The organism is Bradyrhizobium sp. LA2.1 (assembly GCF_040547725.1).
In the GTDB taxonomy this organism is placed as follows: domain Bacteria; phylum Pseudomonadota; class Alphaproteobacteria; order Rhizobiales; family Xanthobacteraceae; genus Bradyrhizobium; species Bradyrhizobium barranii.
This window is the reverse complement of the sequence record NZ_JBEPQI010000001.1, coordinates 184,427-203,931: the sequence shown is the minus strand read 5'-3', so window position 1 is coordinate 203,931 and position 19,505 is coordinate 184,427. Positions and strand designations below refer to the sequence as shown.

General features: G+C 61.6%; 13 protein-coding genes. 8 read left to right on the top strand and 5 right to left on the bottom strand.

The window, feature by feature from the left end:
* The first annotated feature begins 792 nt into the window (after positions 1-792).
* The 4 genes from ABIB95_RS00835 (at position 793) to ABIB95_RS00820 (ending at position 6,426) form a co-directional block, all read left to right on the top strand.
* Positions 793-1,197, top strand: a complete 405-nt coding sequence (locus ABIB95_RS00835; protein ID WP_085398148.1) for a nuclear transport factor 2 family protein — start codon at positions 793-795, stop codon at positions 1,195-1,197.
* Between the two features lie 1,244 nt (positions 1,198-2,441).
* The gene (locus ABIB95_RS00830) at positions 2,442-2,660 is read left to right on the top strand and encodes a DUF1127 domain-containing protein (protein WP_502917787.1); all 219 of its coding nucleotides are present in this window, start codon (positions 2,442-2,444) and stop codon (positions 2,658-2,660) included.
* Between the two features lie 994 nt (positions 2,661-3,654).
* Positions 3,655-4,731, top strand: a complete 1,077-nt coding sequence (locus ABIB95_RS00825) for a hypothetical protein (RefSeq protein WP_354237572.1) — start codon at positions 3,655-3,657, stop codon at positions 4,729-4,731.
* A 432-nt stretch (positions 4,732-5,163) separates the two neighbouring features.
* Complete coding sequence (locus ABIB95_RS00820; protein WP_166351992.1) at positions 5,164-6,426, top strand: patatin-like phospholipase family protein; 1,263 nt, start codon at positions 5,164-5,166, stop codon at positions 6,424-6,426.
* Positions 6,427-6,489: 63 nt separating this feature from the next.
* Here ABIB95_RS00820 and ABIB95_RS00815 read toward each other — a convergent pair whose 3' ends face one another.
* The 5 genes from ABIB95_RS00815 to ABIB95_RS00795 form a co-directional block, all read right to left on the bottom strand.
* Complete coding sequence (locus ABIB95_RS00815; protein ID WP_354237571.1) at positions 6,490-9,849, bottom strand: AAA family ATPase; 3,360 nt, start codon at positions 9,847-9,849, stop codon at positions 6,490-6,492.
* Positions 9,850-10,492: 643 nt separating this feature from the next.
* Positions 10,493-11,206 carry an ABC transporter ATP-binding protein gene (locus tag ABIB95_RS00810; RefSeq protein ID WP_354117258.1) on the bottom strand — a complete coding sequence of 238 codons (714 nt, stop codon included), beginning with the start codon at positions 11,204-11,206 and terminating at the stop codon, positions 10,493-10,495.
* Positions 11,203-12,972: a branched-chain amino acid ABC transporter ATP-binding protein/permease gene (locus ABIB95_RS00805; RefSeq protein ID WP_354237570.1), complete on the bottom strand. Its 1,770-nt coding sequence runs from the start codon at positions 12,970-12,972 to the stop codon at positions 11,203-11,205. Before ABIB95_RS00805 ends, ABIB95_RS00810 begins: the two co-directional genes overlap by 4 nt.
* Complete coding sequence (locus ABIB95_RS00800; RefSeq protein WP_354237569.1) at positions 12,969-14,012, bottom strand: branched-chain amino acid ABC transporter permease; 1,044 nt, start codon at positions 14,010-14,012, stop codon at positions 12,969-12,971. The genes ABIB95_RS00805 and ABIB95_RS00800 overlap by 4 nt, the downstream gene beginning before the upstream one ends.
* A 43-nt stretch (positions 14,013-14,055) precedes the next feature.
* Positions 14,056-15,204 (bottom strand): ABC transporter substrate-binding protein, encoded by a 1,149-nt coding sequence (locus tag ABIB95_RS00795; protein WP_354237568.1) that lies wholly within the window; start codon positions 15,202-15,204, stop codon positions 14,056-14,058.
* 619 nt (positions 15,205-15,823) lie between these two features.
* Here ABIB95_RS00795 and ABIB95_RS00790 point away from each other — a divergent pair.
* From ABIB95_RS00790 to ABIB95_RS00775, 4 genes are read left to right on the top strand one after another with little or no spacing between them, the layout of a single operon-like run.
* Positions 15,824-16,606 carry an aspartate/glutamate racemase family protein gene (locus ABIB95_RS00790; RefSeq protein ID WP_063984212.1) on the top strand — a complete coding sequence of 261 codons (783 nt, stop codon included), beginning with the start codon at positions 15,824-15,826 and terminating at the stop codon, positions 16,604-16,606.
* A gap of 16 nt (positions 16,607-16,622) precedes the next feature.
* A complete protein-coding gene (locus ABIB95_RS00785; protein ID WP_346016140.1) occupies positions 16,623-17,051 on the top strand; it encodes an organic hydroperoxide resistance protein in 429 nt (142 codons plus the stop codon).
* A gap of 24 nt (positions 17,052-17,075) precedes the next feature.
* A complete protein-coding gene (locus ABIB95_RS00780) occupies positions 17,076-18,254 on the top strand; it encodes a thiolase family protein (RefSeq protein WP_166352002.1) in 1,179 nt (392 codons plus the stop codon).
* Positions 18,251-19,492, top strand: a complete 1,242-nt coding sequence (locus ABIB95_RS00775; RefSeq protein ID WP_354237567.1) for an SDR family NAD(P)-dependent oxidoreductase — start codon at positions 18,251-18,253, stop codon at positions 19,490-19,492. Before ABIB95_RS00780 ends, ABIB95_RS00775 begins: the two co-directional genes overlap by 4 nt.
* The last annotated feature ends 13 nt before the right edge of the window (positions 19,493-19,505 follow it).

The following is a 19,505-nucleotide window of genomic DNA, read 5'->3' as shown; positions in this document are numbered from 1 at the left end:
TCTCAGCTAAGAGCGAGTTATTCGATCAACTCGTCGGTGCGGGTGAGCAATTTCGGTGGGACGCCTTCGCGCAAATTAAGATTACGAAGTGCACTCGCGCGTTAACTGCTTTCCATCCCGCTGCCACTGCGAGGTTAAGGCGGCCACTCGGCGAATGCTCGGGTGCAGGTCTGCTATGGGTCATTCGCGTCATTTTTGGCCTGTTTGCCGGATGTCTGCTTCTCCCCTGACAGCAGCGGAATAGCACACATCCACCAACCGCTGCTTGGGGCCAATAGGCGACATCGCCGATCAGCCTTTTGCATTCAATGACCTCGTCGTTTCCATCAACACCTGACGGGCAGGTGAGCTTAACCATCCAGAATCGGTCAAGTGCATTGCCCCTTCGGTGCAAACTGTCTTCTGGCGAGAGATGGGCGTCAACGGTAACATTGCGCACACTGTTGGAGCGGGGAGAGACGAATGATCTCTGCTTGTTGGCTTGCCGTTTGGATCGCGTGCTTCGGCTTAGGAATGGCCGTGGTCTTCCGGACGGGGCTTGGTATTGAACGTTGGTCTCCCGCTCTCGGCTTGGCCTATCTCGTAATCATTGGCCCTTCAGTTCCAATCGTAGCTTGGTTGGCCGCGGATCAGATCGTAACTGTAGAGCAGGCCAGTTGCGCGGAGTTGGACCCAGCAGCGGATCGGCTGAACGGCATGTCGCCATCCGAATTCCGCGTGCGCTGTATCGCAACCCAAGACAATTCGGGTTGGCTTGCTCGTCGCAGAACATGAGAGCTCTGGAGACGAATCATGCCGGAAGCGCTTGAAGTCGAGATATCTGCCTTCTTCAACAAATACATGGAGACATTCACCACCTGGGATGGTGATCAAATCGCCAAACTCTACTGCGCTCCCTGCATCACCATGCGGGGTGACGGGTCGATACATTGTTTTCAGTCACGTGACGAGATTGCGCGGTTTTTCCAAGGAGTGGCGGACACCTACCGACGCGAAGGGGCCGAAAGTGGAACTCTGCACGATGTAGTGGCTGTTCCTATAGGCGAACGCAGTGCTCTCGGAACTGTAACGTGGAAAAACCTCCGACCGGATGGAAGCGTCACAAGGCAATGGCGGCAGTCGTACAACCTTGTTCGCTCCCCCGACGGCTGGCGCATCCTTGCTACGACATTTCACCTAAGCGGGGTACCGAGCTAGTGATTTCCGCTTTGGGTCAAAAGCTGCGGTCAGCCCAACCATCGTGTGACGTCCGCTTTCCCGTAGACAGCCGACATCGCGACGCCTCTTGCGCTGGTCAGCTGGCGTGATTCTGCTCAACCAAAAGCGGTCATGTGTCGATCTCGGTTCTGAAGATGAATGGAGCTCGATGAGATGTTTCGCATTTTATGGCACAGGTAACCCTTGCGCGCCGATTTCGCCGAGCGCACTCTTGCAGAGCGCTTTCACAAGAACTACGGAGGGTGCGATCATGCCACGGGTCAAGCAAGCTTCGAAGCAGAAGCGCACAGCCAAAGCCGCCACCGTGAAGGTGCTAGGTGCGGCCGGACTGGGTCTTTCGCTGGCGAGTAGCGCATCCGCATCCACGATGCCCGCTACCGGTATCCCGCAATCCAACACCTCGCCAAATCAGCGCTTCTTTCTTGGCGAAGAGGAAATGGCCGACGTCAGTCTGGCCACGTTCCATCTTTTCGATAGAGAAAACTTTGGCGGCGGCGTGCAGCTAGCGCGGGGGTGCGGTGGTTGCGGGTGCGGCCATGGTGGCGGGGGGGGCGGCGGCGGCCGAGGTTGCGGCGGCGGCGGGTTTGTTGGCGGCCGAGGTTGCGGTGGCGGCGGGTTTGTTGGCGGCCGAGGTTGCGGTGGTGGTGGGTTTGTTGGCATCCGAGGTTGCGGTGGTGGCGGGCTCGTTGGCATTCGAGGTTGCGGTGGTAGCGGGTTCGTTGGCATCCGAGGTTGCGGTGGCTTCCGTGGTTGCCGTGGCTTCCGTGGTTGCGGTTGCGGCGGCTGCGGGTTCAGCATCGGATTCTATGACGACATCGGGTTCGATGACTGGGGGTATGGTGGCTGGGGGTTCGGTGGTTGCGCGGGTTGCTGCGGATCCTGGGGAGCGTGCCGCTTGTGCTAAGTCCCACCAAGGACTCTGCTAAGCTGCGATCAGCCTCTCGCTGGTTACGAGTTTAAGGTCGACTTCGGGGCAAAATGCGAAGAACTCAGAGCGAGCAAATCCAGTCCGCATGCCTCGCCAAGCGGACCTCCTTGAGCGGTGTCGTCACTTCGCTGATGGGCCAACATCGGACTTCCCAAGAATACATGACGCAAAGTGATTGCCAGCCGAAGCCGGGGCATCTCCGTTCCTTGGGCCAGAGATGCTACCTGCTGCTGACAGTATGCTGTCAGTAGCACAGCGATACAGTCCTCCCGAACTTATAGGGGGAGATAAAGCTGTGAAGTTGTCTTCAACACGCCTGATCTCCGCTGATATCAAGGCTCTCGTCAACCTCTACGAGGTTTGGGCCAGCGTTGGCGCGACCCTTCATCTCTGGCGGCAGCGTTATCGCGATCGCCGGGAGTTCGCACGCTGGACCGAGCCCGACCTGCACGATATCGGCGTCTCCCGGAGCGACATCGCGCACGAACTCGAAAAGCCGTTTTGGCGGGCCTAGCGACGGCAGCCGCGCCGGTACCGAGTTAAGGGGATTCGAGGTTTAGCCGCCCCCATAAGGTGCTGCCTGCACGTTCCCGAACCTGTTGAAGTTGTTCTCCGGATTATACCCGGAGTCGCGCAGGTTCTTGATGTACAGGTCGCGGTCGTTGGAATTACCTGGGCCCACAGCATATGGGCTCAGCCCCCTCGACCCCTCGCTCGGCGACGGCGCAGGCGACGCGCGGCCATGATGGGTCCTCTGTGCGGCCAAAGCGCCAGAAGTAGAAATTGCGAGAATAGCAACGATGACAAGAATGCTTTTGGCCATAGATCAGCTCTTCGATAATCCACGGGACTGGCATGACCGGCACTCATCGGCCATGGTCGAGGGATGATTACCATACCGTACCAGGGGCTCGCCCTGGCACCCGTACCTGCGCCCTTCCGCCCAAGCAGGCGGCGCAAGCGCAGCAATCGCCAGTAGTCTGGTCTTTTCGTGGCTGGCGATTTCTGATCACTATACGATGGGGACGACCGCTCTGTCTGGCAACACGAGGTCCTTCAAACTAGCGCGAGGACCGGTCGAGCTTAAGCCCAATGCCTGCGCGGCGAACGGGTGGTCCGGTCTGGGTCAAAAGGCGACCTTCGGGCGCGGCTGATTTAGGTCCGTTCAACCCTCAACAGCGGACATCGGAACACTGCCGCCGCAGGTCCGAAAAGTGCCATAAGCTGCCATTGAAGACGAAGGCACATTTTTTTCTCGATCCTGACCGGATTCTTCCCGATGTCCTAAAGTCTATCTTGGTTGAAAAGACACGAGAGGCAGCGAAATGCTACCGGCACCAATCACTTGTTGCTTCTACCGTTGTCGCGGACTCTGCCTTCAGACTTGGATCGTCGCGACTTTCGCAATCATGATGGCCTCCGCTCCACTGCAAGCCTCAACAGCACCAAAAACGTCAGCGTGCGGATACCTCGCTGGTCTAATTGATAAGGCACCGCCATCAGGGCCGTTGTTCCTGCCCAGCTATCCGACCGTCGAATCGGGGCCTCTGCATGCCGCCGCCTACCTCTATGACAATGCGGTAGCCGCCATCGCGTTGGTCGGTTGCGGTGAGCAAGACAAAGCGTATCGGATTGGCTCGGCGCTTCTCTGGGCCATCGACAACGACCGCACCTGGCATGATGGACGGCTCCGGAACGCTTACGCCGCGGGCGTGGTGGGGAATGGCCCCGTCAAACTTCCGGGGTGGTGGGACAATACTCAGAACAAATGGTTAGAGGATCGATATCAGGTGGGCAGCGATGTTGGTAACATGGCATGGGCCATGTTGGCGTTGCTGTCGCTTGATGATGTGAACGCCGGCTCTCGGTTCCGCGATGGTGCAGCACGGCTTGGCGCCTGGGTCGCGCAATGGGCCGATACGCGCGGTACTGGCGGTTTCACGGGTGGTACGTTTGGGCACGAACCGACGCCGGAAGTGCGGACGTGGAAATCGACTGAACATAATACTGACCTCGCCGCCGCGTTTGGCCTTCTTGCGATCCGTACAGGGGATTCGCGCTGGCGCGATAAGGCAACGGTCGCTGAGTACTTCGTAAATACGATGTGGGATCCGGCATGCGCCTGTTTCGCCGCAGGTACCGCTGAAGACGGTGTCACGCACAATCCGATTTTGGCTCTCGATGCTCAGGTCTGGCCTTTAATAGCGCTCCACGGAGCGGTCGAGAAATTTGCATCGGCAATTACGACCGCCGAACAGCGAATGAGTGTCGATGAGGGCTTTTCTTACGGTGAAGACCGAGACGGTGTGTGGACCGAAGGAACGGGCCAAATGGCTCTCTTGATGAAATTGCTCGGCAGGACTGGGAGAGCAGACTCGTTGATCGCTGTAGTCGAATCCCAGAGGTCGCCGGATGGTGGGTTCTATGCCACAACTGCCCGCGAGTTGCCGACCGGGTTCGTGTTGGACACCGATCCGACCAAACCGCGGCTCTATTTCCGATTGTCACATCTTGGCGCAGCTTCGTGGGCTGCCCTCGCGGAACGTGGGTTCAATCCCTTTACGGTGACAAAAGGACTCCCGTAGTTGAGTCGCGGTGCTTCTCGTCCGTTTCGGTCTATTTTGATTTCGATATGTCCGTTCCGGGTCACAAGCCGACATCTGAGCAAAGACTACAAAGCGTCCGCTTTGGGCCAATAACGGAAGTCGCGATTGGATAACAGGTCCGCTGCCATGGTCGGCAATAAATATCGTACGTGAAGTGGTTCACAAATGGACGGGCCAGACCGCGATACGCTGAGCGGGCTCTTGGCCGTCGTGCGCCAGTGGCATCAGCAGATTCGAGATCGAACATCGACGTCGACCGCTCCGTCGCACGTATCGTATTTCGCAATGCTGGCTCTATGAACTGTCAAATTTGGTTCGATGGCATTCTGTGCGGCCGAGAGCCCAAGAACGAGCAATCGCGTTACGCAATTCAGAAAGTTGATTGGAGAATAAGCCCACACGATAAATCAGATGGAGGATCCGATGGTAAAGAGAGCGATTGCGCTCGGCGGAGGCGGTCCGGCAGCAGGATTGCACATCGGGGTTCTGGAAGCCCTTGCCAACGCAGATATAGAGTTTGAGGTGTGGGCTTTGTCCTGCATCGGCGCCTGGGTTGGGATCGTCTACAATCAGTTTGATGGAGTTGAAAACAAGGCCAGGGCGGAAAAGACCTATCAATTCTTCAAGAATGGCGTGTTTCGAGACGACGAAGGCTATAAGCGCTTCCCCATAAACACCGTGTTTGGTCCAGATTGGGCAGGAAGCATGAGCAGGGCTCTGACCAGCTTCGTCATGGATCCCAAGAACTATCTGCATTTATGGGACCCATCGACCATGGTGAATGCCTTCAGGGATTCTATGTCGCTCTGGTTCCCTCAACAGAAGTTCACGATCCCGGACGACGGAGACATCAACAGATGGATCCTTAATCAGGTCCTGGCACCCAATCCCTTCGTTCGCTATCTCACGTCAATGATGTACTTGTCCCATGTCACTGGCCTCTCCAAGATCAACTATCCGAATAGCCAGTTCATGAAGAGCATAAAGTTCGAAGCGCTCAAAGAGCCTGGAAAGCCCGTCATATTTCACAACGCCTGGAATCTTGATGACCATAAGCTCGCGTTGTTTTCCAACCGACCAATGATCCAGCAAGCCGACAAGAAAGAGTACAAAGGGCCAATCAGCGCGTCCAGCCTATGTGCGTGCTCAGCTCTTCCCTTCATCGAAGAAACAGTTGAGATCGACGGAGTTACGTACTGCGAAGGAGCGCTGATCGACACGGTCAACTTCGAGAGCTTGCTCGAGGAGCACCGTGATCTGGACGAAATATGGGTGAGCAGGATCGTCGATTCGAAGCAGGTCCGCAAACCGAAAGACCTTCATGATGCCCTGGCGAATCTTTGCCAATTATTCGCAGCGACCGTTGGCGAAGATGACGTCAGGATCTTCAAATATCACGTGCAGTACGACGAACCCAAATGGGAAGGCATAATCGTCGAGATCCAGGTGCCGGGGCACATCAATTTCAAATGGAATCACAGCAACCTCTATAACGGGCGAGTGTTGGGAAGAGCCGCTGCGGAACAAGCAATCAAGAGGTATCACGCACATGCAGACCTCGACCCGCATGATGGGCCACACTTCATAAATGAGCATCCAGAGAAAAACGACAAGGAGGGATGGCAAAAGGTGAAAGATACGTATCGTAAATGCCAAGAGCGAGCGGATGCCTAGTGCCAAAGGCAAGTAGCTCTGCGACCGCTGAACCAGACTCCAATATCTGTGATCCGGGCAGAATTACTGCAGTCGATCGAGCAGTGCCTTCGCTTGCTTTAGATCCTGCGTTTCAAAACCCTCGGCGAACCCGGCGTAGACGGGAGCAAGCAGGTCGAGAGCTTCCTTGCGTCTGCCCTGATCGACCCACAAGGCGCCGAGGTCCACTGCAACTCGAAGTTCGAGGGCCTTGGCGTGTTGGCTTCTTGCAGTTGTCAGTGCGCGCTCGAACAGTGATTGCGCCTCGGTGCCGGCTCCCGGTACGTCATCGAAGAGCAGCGCGCGCGCCTTCAGTCGGTACAGTTCGGCCTCAAATATCCGCTCGCTATTGCGGCTGGTTGTGGCAAGACCCTGTTCGATCAGCTCGAGCGTGGCTTCGCGCTGACGGCTCGACAATAGGGCCGGGCTCAGGAGCACGTATAGGGCCGTGATGCCGAGCTGATAGCCCGCGTTGCGATATTCGTTCATCGCACCCTGGATTTCCGCGAGCGCGGCGGACGAAGGATCAAGAAAGGTGGCACTTATCCCCCGAACGGCGCGCGCCAATCCTCTCCATTGCCGGAATCCGTGCTCCTCCGACAAGGCAAGACAGCGTTCCGCATAGCCGTGCGCAGTCAGGAACTCGCCCCGAAGAGCGTGGAGAATGGACGCATAGTAACATCCATAGGCCTGCGAATGCGGATGACCAATGGCGTCGGCACGCCGAATGGCGGTATCCAGTCGTGCGAGCGCGGTATCGGGGCGGCCCAGCAGCCAGAGCACCCATGACATCAGGGCAAGGTCGGCCACGCCCGCATCCTGGCCGGCGGCACGCGCCGCCAATCTGTCCTGCTCGTTGCTTGCCTCGAACGCTTCGAAGGCCCGTACGATCACTTCGTGGGCTCCTTCGAGATGTCCCATGAAAAGTCGAATCATGCCTTGTCCACGCATCGCGTTGAGCAACGTTGGTCGATCGCCGCGCGCCTCCGCGAGTTCGAGCAGCGCCGAGATCATTTCCTCGGCGACCGGCAACTCACCACGAATGACGCTCGCGGTGGTCAACCAGAACATGATTTGTAGTTGCTCGGGGGGGTCTTCGAGGCGCTGGCACAGCTCGCGCGCGCGAGCGAAGATCGCCACCGCATGTGGCGATGCCGGTCCCTGGGTAGCGATCAGGCATGGTCCCAGCGCAAACTGGAAATCAAGCTCTCGTCTGTCCTTCCGAGCACCGTCGGCCAAATGGGCCAACACCTCGATGCCCTTCCGCAGGTGTGCGATAGCTTCGAGGTTGGCGGAGCGCATGGCCGCCTTCCTTCCCGCCTGGAGCCAATATTCTCCTGCCTTTTCGAACAGTCCTGCCTCCGTGAGGTGGAGCGCGAGAGTCTCGGGTTGAGCCTCCACGATTTCCGGGAACTGTTGCTCGAACACGTCCGCGATGGTGGCGTGCAGCGTAGCGCGTCGGCTCTTCAGAAGTCCGGATTCGGCAGCGTCGCGTACCAGCGCGTGCTTGAAAGTATAGACAGCCCGGGGGATCTCGCCCCGGCAGAATATCAGCTCCGCCCGGACAAGCTGGGCAAGCGCTTCCTCCAACGTCTGCCTTGGCAACTCGGCAACGGCGCTCAGCAGTTCGTAGGAGAACTCGCGCCCCACGACGGCGCCGATCTGAGCCACGTATTTCACAGGAGCCAATCGGTCGAGCCTGGCCATCAGCGATGCGCTCAACGTCGTCGGAATCGCCATCGATGGTAGCGGACGGCTGAGCGTGTAATGGTCGTCCCGCTCCTGCAACAGCCCGGTTTCGAGCACGGCCTTCGTCAGTTCCTCGACGAACAAGGGTACGCCATCGGTACGGGCGAGGATTTGGTGCATGACCTCCTCGGGGAGCGTCTTGCCGGCGGTGACGCGCTCGACCAATGCTGCCCCGTTGCGCCGACTGAGCCGCGTGAGCGAGATCGTCGTCACATGGGCATGACCAGGCCAGGGCGGCGTGAACTCCGGTCTCGCCGTGATCAGCAGCAGCACGCGAAGCCGCGGCAGCTTTTCCAGTGTAACCGCGAGCAGTTCCAGCGACGTCGGATCCGCCCAATGGGCATCCTCGAATATGACGAACACCGGCTGACGCGCCGCCAATGCTTCGAGCTGGGCCAGGAACGCCGCCAGCGTCATGTCCTTGCGGGTCTGCGGAGTCATTTCGGGAAGGCGATAGCGGTCGCAGAGCGGAAGCGACAGAAGATTGGCCAGGGCCGGCACCACGCGGTCTGCATCGGCGCCAAACCGCAAGAGCAGAGCTTCAAGCTTGGCAAACTTCTCCGTCGGCGTCTCGCCTCGCTCGAACCGGGCGGCACGTTCGAGGTTGGCGATGAATGGATACAGCGCACTGTTGGCGTGGTGCGCCGAGCAGAAGTGCCGTACCGTAATGTGTGGTTCGGCCTGGAGCCGCTCTTGAAGCGCCAGCGCGATATGCGACTTACCGATACCCGGCTCTCCAGTTAGAACCACGACGCAGCCTTCGCCTGACGCGGCATGCCGCCAGCGCCGCAACAGCAGCTCGATCTCCTCGTCACGCCCGATTAGCGGTGTCAACCGCGTCTTGTGCTGCGCCTCGAAGCGGCTTTCCACTCCACTGATCCCGAGCACCTGCCATGCAGGTATTGGCTCCGCCCATCCCTTGAGCGCGACAGAACCGAGATCGCGGTACTCGAAATGTCCATCGGTGAGCTGGTGTGTGCTCTCGGAAATCAGCACCATGCCGGGCTCGGCGAACTGCTGCAGGCGAGCGGCCAGGTTCGGTGTCTCACCAATCACCGCCTGCTCCTTGGCGGCGCCTTCGCCGGTCAGATCGCCCACGACGACCATTCCGGTGGCGATGCCAACGCGGACCTGTAGTCTCGTACCGATATCTGTCTGGAGATTGGCCACGGCATCGACCAGTGTCAGTCCCGCGCGTGTCGCCTGCTCGGCATCGTCCTCGTGGGCCTCGGGATAGCCGAAATAGGCAAGCACGCCATCCCCCATGTACCGCGCGATGACGCCCTCACTCCGGGCGATAACATCCGCGATGCAGTCGTGATAGGCGCCGATGACTGCGCGCAAGTCCTCTGGATCCAGTCGGACCGAAAGTGCCGACGAATCCACGAGATCGCAAAACATGACCGTCAGTTGGCGCCGCTCGGCACTGTCCCGCGGCGCTGGTTTGGCGGCCGTTCGGGCTGATACGAGGACTTCACTCTTGAGTTCTGCAATTGCGCGCAGAATTTTGCGCCGGTGCCCAAGCAGGACGCCAAGGTCCTTGAGGTCCTGCTCCGTGAGATCGCTAACGACCGAGAAATCGATGGCGTTCTCGGCGAAACGCTGGGCGTACTCCCCCAAACCGATCGATGCGAGCCACTCTGCAGTACCTGTCATGGGATACCTATGGCCTATGCGATAAGAATAGCACATTGGAATAGCCAGCGAAGGCGCATCTATCGCCGGAAGCGCAGATCGCCGGACCTCTCGCCCAATTGAAAGGGCTCCGGCGAAAACTGGATGCTGCCAAGCGATGTCGCAGTTGGGTCAAAAGCCGACATCAAGCAGACGGCCACGATAGGTCTGCCATGAGCCAATAGCGGTCGCCGGCGAGGCCGGACGTAATATGCACTTTGTGCCAAAATGCGGATTCAAGATGGAGCGCAACTGATGTTCGATTTATCGCGCCGATTAGAGCATCATTGATTAGCCTTTGCTGTGGCCCAAGATGTGGGCGCGCAAGCGGCGCCATTTCATCGGGTGATGGTATGCTCCACCGTTCCCAATCGTCGCGGGCGGGCTTTAGCTTGCTGATCCGCTAGTAACTGGAATGTCCGAGTTGGCGATGGAAGCCATCGGCTATCCATGGGCAGCGATGATGGCATTGTGCCACTGTGTTGCCCGACGGATCAAGTTGAGTTCGTGAAATCCGCAGTTGCTGGGTATCAAGCCATTGATATCGCTGCCGCCAGCTACTGTGCATGGGGTTGTTTTTCGATATTTTTGTTGTGCGGCTCGCCGAGCCTGATCCGAACCAGCGCTAGTGCCCGCCGAGATAGGCCGTGATCAGCCTGGGATCGTGGATGAGGTCCTTGGCCGGGCCCGACTGCACGACCTCGCCAGTCTCGAGCACATAGCCATAGTCAGCCGTCTCGAGCGCGGCGCGGGCGTTCTGCTCGACCAACAGGATGGAGACGCCCAAGTCGCGTAGCGACGCGATGGTGCGAAAGATCTCGCGCACGATCAGCGGCGCGAGGCCGAGGCTCGGCTCGTCCAGCATGAGCAGTTTCGGCTTGGCCATCAGCGCGCGGCCGAGCGCGAGCATCTGGCGTTCGCCGCCGGAGAGCGTGCCTGCGGCCTGGCGCTGCCGTTCCTTCAGCCGGGGGAAGCGATCATAGACCTCGTCCAGTGTCTTCTGGACACCCGAGCGGTCGCGCAGGCTGTAGGAGCCGAGCAGGAGGTTGTCGGCGACCGTCATGTCGGAGAACAGCTCGCGCTTCTCCGGCACCAGGCACAGCCGGCGCTCGACGCGATCTTCGACCGACATCCTGCCGATGTCGTGACCCTGGAAGACCATGCGGCCGCGCGATGCCAGCAGGCCGATGGCCGCCATCAGCAGCGTGGTCTTGCCGGCACCGTTCGGGCCGATGACGGTGACGATCTGACCTTCCTCGACCGACAGCGACACGTTGCGGACCGCTTCGACATTGTCGTAGCAGACCGTCACATCCGTCATGGACAGCATCTGACTCACGCGACGCCTCCGAGATAGGCTTCCTGGACCCGTTCGTCGCTGCGGATCGCGGCTGGCGCGCCTTCGCAGAGTTTTGAGCCGAAATCGAGCACCACGATGCGGTCGACCAGCGACATCACGAACTCCATGTCATGCTCGACGATCAGGATGGTCAGATGGTCTGCCCGCAGCGACCTGAGCAGCTCCGCGAGCCGCAGCTTCTCCTGGCGGCGAAGGCCGGCGGCCGGCTCGTCCAGCACCAGCAGCGCAGGGTCGGCGGCGAGCGCACGCGCGATCTCCAGAATGCGCTGGTTGCCGAGCGGCAGATTGCCCGCGAGCTCGAACGGCTTGTCGCCGAGCCCGACCCGTTCGAGCTGCATCAGCGCCTCGTGCCGGGTACTGGCTTCCTCGCGCCCGTTGAGGCGGAAGGCGCCGGCGAACAGGCCGGTGCTCGTGCGCGCATAGGTGCCGAGCATCACGTTTTCCAGCAGGCTCATGCGCGGGCGCAGCTTCACATGCTGGAAGGTCCTGGCGACGCCGGCCTTGGCGATGCGGGACTGCGCGTCATGCGTGATCGGGCGTCCCGCAAAGACGATCTCACCCTTGTTGACCCGGAGCGCCCCGGTCAGGCAGTTAAACATCGTGCTCTTGCCGGCGCCGTTGGGGCCGATGACGGCAAGGATTTCGCCAGCGCGGACCTCGAAGCTGACATTGTTGACGGCGACGAGGCCGCCGAACCGGCGCTCGGCACCATCCACTTTCAGAAGAAGCTCCCCGGGCGTCGGTTGCGCGCGACGGGGCAGGGGCGGCGCCGGTTGAGGTCGCTCGCGCCTGGCCTTGGGCAGATAGCGGGCGACGAAGGGAACGATGCCTTGCCGGGCCCATTGCAGGAACAGGATGAACAGTGCGGAGAAGGCGACGATCTCGAGCTGGCCAGAGGCACCCTTGGCGATCAGCGGCAGATAATCCTGCACGCTGTTCTTGAGCAGCGTGACGACCGCAGCACCCACGACACCGCCGAGCAGGCTGCCGGCGCCGCCGACCATCGACATCATCAGATATTCGATGCCCATGCCGGCATCGAACGGACCCGGGCTGATGAAGCGGCTCATATGTGCGTAGAGCCAGCCGGAGAGCGAGGCGAGGAAGGCCGCGATCACGAAGGTCACGAGCTTGATGCGGAAAGCGTTGATGCCGAGGCTCTCGACCAGCGTATTGCCGCCGCGGAGCGCGCGCATGGCGCGGCCGAGCCGGGAGTCCAGCAGGTTGTAGCCGAGGAAAAGCACCGCGGCGACGATGCCCCAGATCAGGAAATAGATCTGGGCGCTCGTGACCAGCGCAATCGAACCGAAGCTGATCGGCGGGATCGACGAGATGCCGTTGAAGCGGCCGAGCCCCTCGACATTGCCGAACAGGAAGCCGATCGCAAGGCCCCAGGCGACGGTCGAGAGCGACAGGAAATGGCCCTGAAGCCGCAGGGTGACGACGCCGAGAACGGTTGCGACGCCGCAGGTCAGCACCACGCCGAACACGAGGCCGAGCCACGGGGAGTACCCGTTCAACGCGGAGACCCACGCGGTTGCATAGGCCGCGACGCCGACGAACGCCGCCTGTCCGAACGACACGATGCCGCCGACGCCGGTGAGGAGTGCAAGACCAATGGCGACCAGCGAATAGATGCCGATATAGTTCATCAGCGTGATGCTGAACGGACTGAGAACGAAGGGAGCCACCGCAAGACACAGCACGGCGAGGATGGCGGCAAGCTGAATGTGGAGGCGCGTCATTCCTCGATCTCCTCCTCGGAATGCAGCGAGGCGAGGGATCGCCAGATCAGGATCGGGATCAGCAGCGAAAAGACGATGACGTCCTTGAGCGCGCTGCTCTCGAAGGAGGCGAAGCTTTCGAGGATGCCGACGCCGACGGCGCCGATCGCCGCACCGGGATAGCTGGTCATGCCGCCGACGATGGCGCCGACGAAGGCCTTGAGGCCGATCAGGAAGCCGGAATCGTAGAAGACGGTGTTCACCGGCGCGATCAGGATGCCGGATACGCCGGCCATCAGCGATCCCAGCAGGTAAGCGATCGTGCCGGCGCGGGCGGGGCGTATTCCCATCAGCCGGGAGCCGGTCCGGTTCACGGCCGTGGCGCGTAGCGATTTTCCGACCAGCGTGAAGTCGAAGAAGAGGTAGAGGAGGCCGCTGAAAACGAGGGCCGCGATCACGATCAGCATGGTTTGCCCCGAGATCAGCACGCCCGCGAACTCGGTCGAGAGCGAGGTCAGCGGCTCGGTTCGAACCCCTTCGGGCCCGAAGAACAACAGGCCAAGGCCGACCAGCGCGAAATGCAGCGCCACGGACACCGTCAGCAACAGCAGCACGGTGCCGTCGGCAATGGGACGGAAGACGATCCGATCCAGAAGCGGGGCGATCGGCGTGATCAGCATCAGCGCCAGCACGAGCCTGACGGCAAGCGGCGGGTCCAGGCGCATGACAAGCCAGGCTGCACCGACCACGGCGAGCGGAAGCAGGAGATAGAAGGACAGCGCGCGGGGCAGCAGCCGGAGTTCTCCGGAGCGCACCAGCGAGATGATCTCGATCAGGGTCGCAAGACAGGCCAGGATCACGACCAGCGCTCCCGTACCCGGAAAGCGCTTCGCGTCGAGGGCAGCCAGCGTCAGCGCGGTGAAGGCCGCGATGTCGCCGAAGGGAATGAAGATGACTCGCGTCACCGTGAAGATCAGGACGGTCCCGATCGCCACCAGGGCGTAGACGGCCCCGGTGGCGATCCCGTCGATCGCGAGAATGGCTGCAATGTCGCTCGTCATTGAGACGTCGTTGCTCCCTGTGATGCCGGGGCCATTGATCCGGTTATGGCGCGTACTTCCAGGCGCCGCCGGTCAGGCGCACCACGACGAGCGAGCGCTCGTCGACGCCGGTGACCGCACCGGGCTTGAAATTGTAGACGGCATGCACGCCCGGCAGCTCCTTGGTGCTGAGGATCGCGTCCCGCAGCGCCGTGCGGAATTCCGCCGTTCCGGGCTTGGCGGTCTTCAGCGCGCGCTCGGCGGCGTTGGCGAAGATCAGCCAGGCGTCGAAGGAATAGGCGGAGAAGCCGTCGGTGGTCGGGATGTTATGCGTCTTCTGGTAGACGCTGCGGAAATCCAGCGCGGTCTTCTTGGCAAAGTGCTCGTCGGGAAGCTGCTCGGCGACGATCACGGGACCCGCGGAGACCTGAATGCCGTCGGCCGCCTTGCCGCCGACATTGACGAAGTCCGGATTGACGAGTGCCACCGTGCCGTAGGTGTTTCCCTTGAAACCCCGCTCGGCGAGCGTGAGGAGGGGCAGCGCGCCTTGCGTACCCGAGCCGCCGTCCAGCACGGCGTCGGGACGTGCGGCCATCACCTTGAGAATCTGCGCGGTGACCGAGGTGTCGGTGCGGGCATAGCGCTCGTTGGTCTGTATCTTGATGTCACCGGTGGCTTCGGCGGCCTTGGCGCCGTTGTAGACGAGGTCGCCCCAGGCGTCGGAGAAGCCGACATAGCCGATGTTCTTCATGCCGTCGCGCTTCATGCGGTCGGCGACGATCTTGACGAGGAGAGAGGCCGGCTGCGGCACCGACACCACCCACTGCTCCGGCGTATCCGGCAGCTTGCCGATCGGCGAGACCGCGATCATCGGCACTTTCAGCTCGCTCGCCACCGCCGCCATGGCGATGGTCGAGGGCGCCGTGGCTGTGCCGATCAGGAGGTCTACCTTTTCTTCTTCCACCAGCTTGCGCGCATTGCGGGTCGCGGCCGACGGGTCGGAGCCGTCGTCGAGCTGGATCAGGCGAATGGTCTCGCCGTTGATGGTCTTCTTGTATTCATAGGCGGCATTGATGCCGCGCCCATAGGGGATGCCGATCGACGAGCCGTTGCCGCTCAGCGAGGTGACGAAACCGATGGTGATGTCGGCCTGCGCAGCCGGCGCTGCGAAGAGGCCGGCGACAAGTGCGAGTAGGCTCAGAGTCTTGCGCATACGCGTTCTCCTCCGTTGGTGCTGGATAGGAATGCCTCGAAGCTGCCGTGCGGGGACCCCGAACGACGAATGAACCGATTGAAAGCATTGTTGCAGCGCCGAAATCCGGGCGCGACCGAAGAGGGTTTGCTCGGCCGGATCTCAGCGGCCATGGCGCTGGTGGCCGCTCGAACGACAGGCCCATCGGCAGATGCGGGCGGGACTTTCCCGAAGCAACGAAAGGCCGTTGGCCCGGCCGCGATGCGCGGCCGGCGATGCTGTTGCTGCCGGCTGTCCGAGCACGGCGACTGTCCACACGATCGAGTCTCTCAAAATCGGTGCCCTGCAACATCCACCGGTCCCTGGCCGGCGAGGAATTACTTAAAGCCTAAAGTATTGTTGCTGGAGCCGTCAACACGTGTCACGGCTCTGTCAGAAAAAATGTTGTTGCATACAATTTCGCCAGAGTGCGGCGCATCAGTGCCGATCGAGCGTACGAAAAGGACGGACTTCCCTTGCGGTGGCAGCGGCCGTCGCTGGCGACGCCGAGCGCATTTGACGCGTGAATTAGTTTATGATTGAAATATATTTATCGGCCGTCGACGACCGATCCTCCGATCACCGCCCGAGGAGAAGGACGATGCGCATCTTCTGGCAGAGCTTCGTTGATGCGAGCGTGAACGCGCCCTACATGGCGCGGCTGTCGGAATACCTCAACAACATTGCTGCATCGGGCACGACAGTTCACGTCGAGGGCATTTCGCCGCCCGACCGGGAGTTCGGACGGCTCGCGGAATTGCGCTGCGCCGTCCAGGCGATCGACAACGGCATCGCGGCCGAGGAGGGCGGGTTCGACGCCTTCGTGATGGGACATTTCCAGGATCCCGGACTCTACGAGTTGCGCTCGACGCTCGACATTCCCGTGATCGGGACCGGCGAGGCGACGTTGCTCGCGGCCTCTCAGCTCGGCCGGAGACTCGGCCTTGTGACGCTCGATCCCGTCTTCGAAGTCTGGCACTACGAGCAGGCCGAGCGTTATGGCCTCGGCGATCGCGTGGTCCATGTGACCGGTCTTGGCTGCAAGCCGGCGGATTTCGCCGATGCCTTTGACGGAGATCAGGCCGCGCAAGCCCGCATGATCAAGGACTTTGTCGCCTGCGCACGCCCGCTGATCGAGCACGGCGCCGACGTCGTGATCCCCGCCGGTGTACTGCCGGGCCTTCTGATCGGAAGGGAGCATGGCCTGAAAGTCGGGCACGCGCCGGTGGTCAATTGCGCGGCGGTGGCGCTGAAAAGTGCCGAGATGTGGGTGCAGCTCCGGCAGCTCAATGGCACCGAGCCCAGCCGCGGGCCGAGCTTCAAGCGGGCCAGCGCCCAGGCGCGCGACGATTTCCGCGCACTGCTTGCTCGCAACAGCCGCTAGGACTGGAGAGTGAATGATGATGACTCCCGAAAAGATCCTGTACGAGACCGAGGTGACGGCGATCGGCGGCCGGGACGGCAAGGCCGCCAGCGCCGACGGCCTGTTGTCGGTATCGCTGTCCGTGCCGAAATCGCTGGGCGGTCCCGGGGGCGAAGGCACCAACCCCGAACAGCTCTTTGCGGCCGGCTACGCCGCGTGCTTTCTCGGTGCGGTCAAGCTCGTCGCGCGCACCCGGAAGGTCGTCCCATCCGCTGAGCCGTCAGTGACCGCGAAGGTTGCGATGGGTCCGGTTCCCGTCGGATATGCGCTCGCCGTCGAACTGAAGGTCAATCTGCCCGGTGTCGAGAGGTCGGTGGCCGAGGAGGTCGTCGCGGGCGCGCACGAGCGCTGTCCCTATTCGAATGCAACCCGCGGCAATATTGCCGTGAAGCTGACGGTCATCTGAGACAATGAACGAGGCGGGCGGTTGGTGACCAATACCTTGCGTACACCGTACGACGGCGTCGTGATTGCGGCGCCCGTCACGATTCCCTATGTGCGCTACTCCATCGAGAGTGCACAGTGGTGGATCGGGCGGGCACTGAGCACGCTCGTTGCGCAGGCCGGCATCAAGGCTTCCGACATCGACGGTCTGTGCGTCTCCAGCTTCACCATGGGCACCGACAGCGGGATCGGGCTGACGCAGCATTTCGGACTCTGCGTGCGATGGCTGGATACGATTCCGCTCGGTGGCGCCAGCGCCATCGCAGGCTTGCGAAAAGCGGCGCGCGCGGTTCAGGCGCGCGACGCCGACATCGTGGCGTGCATCGCCGGCGATACCAACCACGTCGATTCCTTCCGGCTGACGCTGGAGAACTTCTCGCGCTTCAACCAGGATGCCGTCTATCCCTATGGCGCCGGTGGCGCCAATGCGAGCTTCGCGCTGATCGCCCGCAACTACATGCGGACCTTCGGCGTCACGCGTGAAGATGTCGGCAGGATCGCCGTCGCCCAGCGCGCCAATGCCCTGCGCAACCCGCATGCGCTGATGAAGACGCCGCTGACGATGGAGCAGTATCTGGCGGCCCGGCCGATCTCCGATCCCATCCATCTCTTCGACTGCGTGATGCCATGCGCCGGCGCCGAGGCCTTCCTGGTGATGCGGGACGAGACCGCGGCTTCGCTCGGGCTGACAGCAGCGCGGCTGCTTTCGACGATCGAGCGGCACAACGCCTTTGCTGATGATCCGATGCAGGTCCGCGGCGGCTGGGCAATGGACGTCGGCGAGCTCTATGCGATGGCCGGCGTGAAGCCCGACGATCTCGATATCGTGCAGACCTATGACGATTACCCCGTCATCACGATGATGCAGTTCGAGGATCTCGGCTTCTGCAACAAGGGGGAGGGGGCCGAGTTCGTGCGCCAGCACGATCTCACCATCGACGGCGACTTTCCGCACAATACTTCGGGCGGACAGCTCTCGGCTGGGCAGGCCGGCGCCGCCGGCGCCTATCTCGGTCTCGTTGAGGGACTTCGGCAGGTTCTGGGGACTGCAGGCCCCACCCAGGTCGGGAATGCGAGCCTCGCCTTGGCCTCGGGGTTCGGTATGATCAACTATGACCGTGGTCTCGCCTCGGGCGCCGCGATCTTTGCAGGGCCGTCGCGATGATTGATCCGATCAAGCCGCCCCGGCGCAAGAACCCGCTGCAGCGGACGCGGCTGCCTGCTTCGCCGCCGCGACCGCGCAGCAGGACGTCGCATGGGTTTACGCGGGCAGCCGCCGAGGGCCGCTTCATGCTGCAACGCTGTGACGCCTGCGGTTCTTTTGCTTATCCGGCGCGGGAGGCCTGCCCGTCTTGCCTGTCGGCCGGCCTTGCCTTCGTCGATGCGCCACGACGAGGTGTTCTTCTTGCCGAAACGACTGCGCGCGTGCCGAGCGATGTCTATTTCCGCGAGCGGGCGCCCTGGCGCATCGGCCTCGTGAAGATGGATTGCGGTCCGACGATTGTGACGCACCTCCATGCCGACTGCGTGGAGGGCGCACCCGTCCGCATGTCGTTTCAACTCGACAAGAGCGGCCAGGCGGTGGCTTTTGCCCATCCCGAGGGGGAGACTCCCAACATGGCAGACGACAAGCAATGGCGGGAAATGACGGCCGATCCGAAATTCCGGCGCGTGCTGGTGACCAACGGTCGGAGCGTGATCGGTCAGGAGGCCGTCGCCGCCTTGAAGGCCGCGGGCGCCAAGACGGTGTTCGTCGGCATTGCCGAACCGTGGCGGCCTTTCGCCGGCGAGCAGCTGCTGCGCGGCCAGGACGGAATCGAGATCGTGACCCTTGACGCCGCCGACGAGAAATCTGCCGCCGATCTCGCGGCCGACATCGGCGGCAAGGTCGATATCCTCGTCAACACGACGGAGTATGTGCGGCCGGGCGGCCTGCTCGACCGCAGGGGCACGAGCATCGCGCGCGACGAGATCGACCAGGCCTATCTCGGCTTCATCAACCTCGCACAGGCCTTCGGTCCCGCCATGCGAATGCGGGGTGCGGATGGCACCAACAACAGCGCCGCGTGGGTCAACATTCTCTCGGTCCATGCGCTGGCGAACTGGCCTGCCTTTGGCGCCTACTCGGCCTCGCAAGCGGCGTGCCTGTCGCTCTCGCACTGCCTTCGCGCCGAGCTCAGGCCCGGCGGCGTCAGGGTGATGAATCTGTTCACCGGGCCCGTCGACATCGAGTGGTTCCAGACCGTACCGCCGCCGAAGGTTGCGCCGCGCGCAATCGCGCAGGCGGTCGTGTCGGGGCTGAGAGGCGGGCTCGAGGAGATGTATGTCGGAGATGTCGCCGAAGAGATCCGGCAACGTCTCGCGGCCAATCCGAAAGCGCTCGAGCGCGAGCTCGACAGGTGAGATCGGGATTTCA